The 7,492-nt window shown below is 62.3% G+C and carries 4 protein-coding genes and 2 pseudogenes; 2 read left to right on the top strand and 4 right to left on the bottom strand.

Translation table 11 applies throughout. The annotated features are described in order from the left end of the window. Positions 1-68, bottom strand: a pseudogene (locus ACXRVY_RS12350) (cupin); the annotation flags it as partial. A gap of 48 nt (positions 69-116) precedes the next feature. Beyond that, on the bottom strand, positions 117-1,307 hold the full coding sequence (locus ACXRVY_RS12355; protein WP_223462153.1) for an MFS transporter: 1,191 nt from the start codon (positions 1,305-1,307) through the stop codon (positions 117-119). Between the two features lie 148 nt (positions 1,308-1,455). Between ACXRVY_RS12355 and ACXRVY_RS12360 the strand changes: the two genes are divergently transcribed. Both ACXRVY_RS12360 and ACXRVY_RS12365 read left to right on the top strand, forming a co-directional pair. Continuing rightward, positions 1,456-1,992, top strand: a complete 537-nt coding sequence (locus ACXRVY_RS12360) for a TetR/AcrR family transcriptional regulator (protein WP_223462152.1) — start codon at positions 1,456-1,458, stop codon at positions 1,990-1,992. A 230-nt stretch (positions 1,993-2,222) separates the two neighbouring features. Continuing rightward, positions 2,223-5,693, top strand: a complete 3,471-nt coding sequence (locus tag ACXRVY_RS12365; RefSeq protein ID WP_458237487.1) for a hybrid sensor histidine kinase/response regulator — start codon at positions 2,223-2,225, stop codon at positions 5,691-5,693. A 54-nt stretch (positions 5,694-5,747) separates the two neighbouring features. Here ACXRVY_RS12365 and rmuC read toward each other — a convergent pair whose 3' ends face one another. Beyond that, a complete protein-coding gene (rmuC, locus tag ACXRVY_RS12370; RefSeq protein ID WP_223462223.1) occupies positions 5,748-7,112 on the bottom strand; it encodes a DNA recombination protein RmuC in 1,365 nt (454 codons plus the stop codon). Between the two features lie 175 nt (positions 7,113-7,287). After that, positions 7,288-7,492: pseudogene (locus ACXRVY_RS12375) on the bottom strand (sel1 repeat family protein); the annotation flags it as partial.

Genomic DNA, 7,492 nt, shown 5'->3' on the forward strand with positions numbered 1-7,492 from the left:
ATATTGGCGATATCCAGCGCGGCCCAGGCACGCTCGCCGGTAAACGATTTGCTGCGGATGATCTTCATGGTCCGATCCTTCGAGTGAGCTGAGTGGGTGCCAAGGCTAACTCAATTTTACCGGTTGGCCTCGCAAACCCTGGCCGAACGCGACCGCAGTAAACCCGCCATTGCAATGAAGGCCAGCACCATCAGCACCGCACCATAACCATCGGTGGTTGCCACCAGACCAAAGGTCCGCGCCAGGTTCCCGGCCAGCAGCGCCGGCAGGCAGAACGCCAGATAACTCAGCACGTAATACGCCGACATCAACCCGGCGCGCTCATGGGGCAAGGCCAGCGGCACCAGACTGCGCACCGCCCCGAGGAAACCGGCGCCGAAGCCACAACCGGCGACCAGCGTGCCGAGGAAAAACAGCGGCAAACTGGCACTGTGCACGCCCAGTAGAATCAGGGCGACTCCCGCCGGCAACGAACTGGCGCCCAGTTGCAGTGCCTTGGTCGCCGCCTGATTGCGCAAGGTGTAAATCATCAGGGCACCGGTCACCGTCAATGCGGCGACGGTCGCCCCGCCAATCAGGTTCGACGTTGAACCCGTCGCCGTGCGCACCAATGAAGGTGCCAGCGACGCGTAAAAACCGCCGAGCGCCCAAGTCGCCGTGTTGAGCGGCAACACCCGCCATAACGTCGCGCGCGCCTGGACCGGCACATGYAGGGTGGGCCGCAATGATGCCCAAGCCCCGGACTGGCGCGTGACGCTCTCCGGCAAACGCCAGACAAATACGGCCTGCATCGCGAACAGAGCAAGTAGCAGCCAATAGGTCAGGTGCAACGGCGCCGGCGCAAACTCGGCCAGCAAACCGCAGCCCATTCCACCCAGAGCCATGCCGAGCAAGGGTGCGACGCTATTGACCAGCGGGCCTTGTTGGCGATCGGTGTCCAGCAAGGTTGCACTCAACACGGCAGTCGCCATGCCGGTGGCAAACCCTTGCAGCACACGGGCACTGATCAGCCACGCAACGCTGTCGGCGTAGATAAACAGCAACATCGCCAGGATGTTCAGCAGCACCGCCGTAAAAATCACCGGTTTGCGCCCCAGGTAATCCGACAGCGAGCCGACCGTCAGCAACGCTGCCAACAGGCTGAGGGCGTAGACGCCGAAAATCAGGGTCAAGGTCGCTGCCGAAAACTGCATCTGCTCCTGATACAGGTGATACAGCGGCGTCGGCGCGGTGGAAGCCGCCAGAAAACTGAGTAAGGTTATTGCCAGAAACCACAGGCTGGCACGATTTGAAGGAGAATCGGGCATGGACACACTCCGCAAAAGCTAATTTTTTGCTTTTGCGGAGTGTGCTACTGGATCCCTCTTAAAGCAAATTCTTTGTGTTAAGGTCCGATACATGGCTTTCAGGACCGGATGCCAGCCGCAAGACCCGGTGCAATACAGGAAACACAAGATGACAGCTCCCACTTTACGCCCCGGCGGCCGTAGCGCCCGGGTACAAGAGTCGATTCATTCGGCCGTGCGCCAACTCCTTGAGGAGCAGGACCGCGCCAGCGTGACGGTGCCACAAATTGCGGCGCGCGCGGGTGTCACCCCGTCCACCATCTATCGACGCTGGGGCGATGTGTCGGCGCTGCTGGCCGACGTCGCCCTCGCCCGCATGCAGCCCGACAACGAGCCGGCCAATACCGGCAGCCTTCACGGCGACGTGCGCGCCTGGGCCGAGCAGTACCTGGACGAGATGAGCTCCGAACCCGGCCGCAACATGCTGTGYGACGTGCAGGCAGCGTTGAAGCCGAGTTATTGCGCGACAATCATTGGCGGGCAACTGCAGACGATTCTGGATCGCTATCCGGATCAGCCCAAGCCCAGTGTCGATCGGCTGATCAATCTGATCGCCGCGCCGACGGTGTTTCGCATTCTGTTTTCCGAGGCGCCGCTTGAGGTTGAAGAGTTGCATCGGTTGATCGAGATCGCATTCAGTCAGTGAGGCCCCCATCGCGAGCAAGCTCGCTCCCACAAGGGTCGGCGAACACAGGGCAAATGTGGGAGCGAGCTTGGTCCGGGCGGCGTTCCGACGATGGGGCCAGTCCAGACACTGAAAAGTCACCTGCGACACCCCGCCACGCCACGACCTTGGTCGACACTGACTAACGCTGGCGGTCGTGCGAGACTGTCTGTCCGGGCGCAAGTCCCGGATGTCTTTTGTCTGGAGCCCCCATGTCGCTGTCCACCGGGCTGATCGCCGCCGTCGCCCTGGCCTATATGGCCATCATGTTCGCCATCGCCTTCTATGGCGACCGTCGCAGCGCGCCCTTGCCGCCGCGAGTGCGTGCCTGGGTGTACAGTCTGTCGCTGGCGGTCTATTGCACCAGCTGGACTTTCTTTGGCTCCGTGGGCCAGGCCGCCGAACAACTCTGGTCGTTCCTGCCGATCTACCTGGGGCCGATCCTGTTGCTGGTCGGGGCGCCGTGGGTCCTGCAAAAAATGGTGATGATCAGCAAGCAGGAGAACATCACCTCGATCGCCGACTTCATCGCCGCGCGCTATGGCAAATCCCAGTCGCTGGCGGTGGTAGTGGCGCTGATTTGCATGGTCGGTGTGCTGCCCTACATCGCGCTGCAGCTCAAAGGCATCGTGCTCGGCGTGAACCTGCTGATCGGTGCCGGCGCCGACGCCATGGGCACCCGTGCCCAGGACACCGCGCTGATCGTGTCGCTCGTGCTGGCGCTGTTCACCATCGTCTTCGGTACCCGCAACCTCGACGCCACGGAGCACCACCGCGGCATGGTGCTGGCCATTGCCTTCGAGTCATTGGTGAAATTATTCGCGTTTCTCGCCGTCGGCGCCTTCGTGACCTACGGCCTGTACGACGGTTTCGACGACCTGTTCGACCAGGCCATGCTTGCGCCGCGGCTGGAACAGTACTGGAAGGAAACCATCAACTGGCCGTCGATGGTGGTGCAGACCGGTGTGGCGATGATGGCGATCATTTGCCTGCCGCGGCAGTTTCACGTGACCGTTGTCGAGAACATCGAGCCCCAGGATCTGCGCCTGGCCAAGTGGGTATTCCCGGCCTACCTCGCCCTCGCGGCATTGTTTGTCGTGCCGATCGCACTGGCCGGCCAGATGCTGCTGCCCAGCTCGGTGTTGCCAGACTCGTTCGTCATCAGCCTGCCCCTGGCCCAGGCGCACCCGGCGCTGGCCCTGTTGGCATTTATCGGTGGCGCATCGGCGGCCACCGGCATGGTGATCGTGGCCAGCGTGGCGCTGTCGACCATGGTGTCCAACGACATGCTGTTGCCGTGGCTGCTGCGGCGCAACAACGCCGAGCGCCCGTTCGAAGTGTTCCGCCAGTGGATGCTGTCGGTGCGACGTGTCAGCATCGTGGTCATTCTGCTGCTGGCCTACGTCAGTTATCGCCTGCTGGGCTCGACCGCCAGCCTGGCGACCATCGGCCAGATCGCCTTCGCCGCCGTGACCCAACTGGCCCCCGCCATGCTCGGTGCGCTGTACTGGAAACAGGCCAACCGCCGCGGCGTTTTCGCCGGCCTCGCCGCAGGCACCTTCCTTTGGTTCTACACCTTGATCCTGCCGATTGCCGCCCTCAGCCTCGGCCTGTCCTTGAGCACCTTCCCGGGCCTGGCCTGGTTGCACAGCAATCCACTGAACCTGCCGATCACTCCGTTGACCCAAGGCGTGGTGCTGTCGCTGGCAGGCAACTTCACACTGTTCGCCTGGGTCTCGGTGTTGTCCCGTACCCGGGTTTCCGAGCATTGGCAGGCGGGCCGCTTCATCGGCCAGGAAATCAGTACCCGCCCCAGCGCACGCTCGATGCTGGCGGTGCAGATCGACGACTTGCTGCAATTGGCGGCGCGCTTCGTCGGCGAAGAACGCGCCCGGCAAAGCTTCATCCGTTTTGCCTATCGCCAGGGCAAAGGTTTCAACCCGAACCAGAACGCCGACAGTGAATGGATCGCCCACACCGAACGCTTGCTGGCCGGTGTGCTCGGAGCCTCCTCGACCCGCGCGGTGGTAAAGGCGGCCATTGAAGGCCGGGAGATGCAACTGGAGGACGTCGTGCGCATCGCCGACGAAGCCTCGGAGGTGCTGCAATTCAACCGTGCCTTGCTGCAAGGCGCCATCGAAAACATCACCCAGGGCATCAGCGTGGTCGACCAGTCGCTGAAACTGGTGGCCTGGAACCGTCGCTATCTGGATTTGTTCAACTACCCGGATGGCCTGATCAGAGTCGGCCGGCCGATTGCCGACATCATCCGTCACAATGCCGAGCGTGGATTGTGCGGACCCGGCGAGGCCGAAGTGCATGTCGCCCGTCGCCTGCACTGGATGCGTCAGGGCCGCGCACATACTTCCGAACGACTGTTCCCCAACGGCCGGGTGATCGAGCTGATCGGCAACCCGATGCCGGGCGGCGGCTTCGTCATGAGCTTCACCGACATCACCGCGTTCCGCGAAGCCGAGCAGGCGCTGACCGAAGCCAACGAAGGCCTGGAGCAACGGGTCACCGAACGCACCCACGAATTGTCGCAGCTCAACGTTGCCCTGACCGAAGCCAAAGGCACCGCCGAGGCGGCCAACCAGTCGAAGACCCGTTTCCTCGCGGCTGTCAGCCATGACCTGATGCAGCCGCTGAATGCGGCGCGGCTGTTCTCCGCCGCCCTCTCCCATCAGGAAGATGGTTTGTCGGGCGAGGCGCAGAAACTGGTCGAGCACCTGGACAGCTCACTGCGCTCGGCCGAGGACTTGATCAGCGACCTGCTGGACATTTCCCGCCTGGAGAACGGCAAGATCAATCCGAATCGCCAGCCATTCGCACTCAACGAACTGTTCGATACCCTTGGTACCGAGTTCAAGGCGCTGGCGCGCGAACAAAAACTGGAGTTCCGCGTTCGCGGCAGTGCGCTGCGGGTCGACAGCGACATCAAATTGCTGCGACGGATTTTGCAGAACTTCCTGACCAACGCTTTCCGCTACGGCAAAGGGCCGGTGTTGTTGGGGGTTCGTCGGCACAAGGAAGGATTGAGCCTGGAAGTCTGGGACCRTGGACCGGGCATTCCGGAAGACAAACAGCAGGTGATTTTCGAAGAGTTCAAGCGCCTCGACAGCCACCAGACACGGGCCGAAAAAGGTCTCGGCCTGGGGCTGGCGATTGCCGACGGGCTATGTCGCGTGCTCGGTCATACCTTGCGCGTACGCTCCTGGCCGGGACGCGGTAGCGTGTTCAGCGTCAGCGTGCCGCTGGCCCGGGCGCAAACCGCAGCGCCGGTCAAAGTCGCCGAGCTCAATGGCAAATTGCTCAATGGGGCGCAGGTGCTGTGCATCGACAACGAGGACAGCATCCTGATCGGCATGAACAGTCTGCTCAGCCGCTGGGGTTGCCAGGTCTGGACCGCACGCAATCGCGAGGAATGTGCCGCATTGCTTGGCGAAGGCATGCGCCCGCAATTGGCGTTGGTGGATTACCACCTCGATCATGGCGAGACCGGAACCGATTTGATGRCCTGGTTGCGCACGCAAATGGGCGAGCCGGTTCCCGGGGTGGTGATCAGCGCCGATGGCCGGCCGGAGACGGTCGACCAGGTGCATGCCGCGGGGCTGGATTACCTGGCAAAACCGGTGAAACCGGCGGCGTTGCGGGCGTTGTTGAGTCGGTATTTGCCGCTGTAACGAGGCAAGCTAACACTTTGCCCCCTCGCCACAATAATCAGCAGTCGCCCGGGGCTACTCCGGCAACTCGACCAACCCATCGACATCCGTCATSGCCCGCTCCAGCAAGTCCGCCGGCARGCTCTTGCTGGCCCGTGCGCCCAGCAGCTTGAGTTGTTCACTGCGACTGACCAGGTTGCCACGCCCTTCTGTCAGCTTGTTGCGCGCCGAACTGTAGGCCTTGTCCAGTTGCTGCAGGCGATTGCCGACCTCGTCCAGATCCTGAATGAACAGTACGAACTTGTCATACAGCCACCCGGCCCGCTCGGCGATCTCCCGGGCATTCTGGCTCTGGCGCTCCTGTTTCCACAGGCTGTCGATGACACGCAGGGTCGCCAGCAACGTGGTGGGGCTGACGATCACGATGTTGCGGTCGAATGCCTCCTGAAACAGCGTCGGCTCAGCCTGCAACGCGGCAGAAAACGCCGCCTCGATCGGTACGAAGAGCAATACGAAATCCAGGCTGTGCAAGCCATCGAGACGCTTGTAATCCTTGCCGGCCAAGCCTTTGACGTGATTGCGCAACGACAGCACGTGCTGCTTGATGGCGATCTGGCCGATGGCCTCGTCCTCAGCCGCCACGTATTGCTGATAGGCCGTCAGGCTGACCTTGGAGTCGACCACCACCTGCTTGTCGCCCGGCAGATAAATGATCACGTCCGGCTGAAAGCGCTCGCCGTCCGGTCCCTTGAGATTGACCTGCGTCTGGTACTCGCGGCCCTTCTCCAGTCCCGCATGCTCGAGCACGCGCTCAAGAATCAGTTCACCCCAATTGCCCTGGGTCTTTTGCCCTTTCAAGGCGCGGGTCAGGTTGGTGGCTTCATCGCTCAGGCGCAAATTCAGCTGTTGCAGTCGCTCCAGCTCCTTGGCCAGGGAGAACCGCTCACGAGCCTCATTCTGATAGCTTTCCTCGACACGTTTTTCGAAGGACTGGATGCGCTCTTTCAACGGATCAAGCAACTGCCCCAGGCGCTGCTGACTGGTTTCGGCAAAACGCTGCTCGCGCTCATCGAAAATTTTCCCCGCCAGCTCGGCAAACTGCGCGCGCAACTCGTCCCGCGAACCTTGCAGGTCGTTGAGGCGTTGCTGATGACTGTCCTGTTGCTCGCGCAATTCGGCGTTGAGCGAAGCGGCCTGGGCATCCAGACGGCGCAATTCGGCTTCCTTGCCGGCACGCTCGATATTCCACGCATGGGCGGCGTCCCGGGCGTCGTCGCGCTCGATCTGCAGCAGTTCGACTTCACGACGCAGCGCCGCCAGATCCGCCTGTTTGGCGGCGTTGGCCTGGGTCAGGTCAGCGATTTCGTCGCGGCTGGATTCGAGCTGTGCGTTCAATCCGTCCTGCGCCAGTTGCGCCATGGCCAGGCGCTCTTGCAGCAGTGCAACGTCTGCCTGCGTGGTGCTGGCCCGACGCTGAAGTTGCCAGGCCAATACCAGCAACGGTAACGCAGCCGCTGCCAGACCCAGCAATACGCTGGTCAAATCCATTGCCATAGCCACTCCTGCCAATCGGATAAAACCTGAAGGTTAACCAAGGCGTCTGGTCTTGGACAGCTCAGTCTTCGATCAGCCCCAGTTCCTGTTGAGCGCGGCGATCGCCTGCCCGGGCGGCCTGACGCAGCAGGTCCTGACCGATCCGGCGGTCCCGGGCATTCCCGCATTCCCGGCACATCAATTGGCCAAGACGGCTTTGTGCAGCCACCACGCCTTCACGGGCCGGCTGCTTGAGCAGCCGTCCGGCGATGTGTTTGACGTTACGG

The sequence above is a fragment of the Pseudomonas sp. P5_A2_2 genome (genome assembly GCF_054177685.1).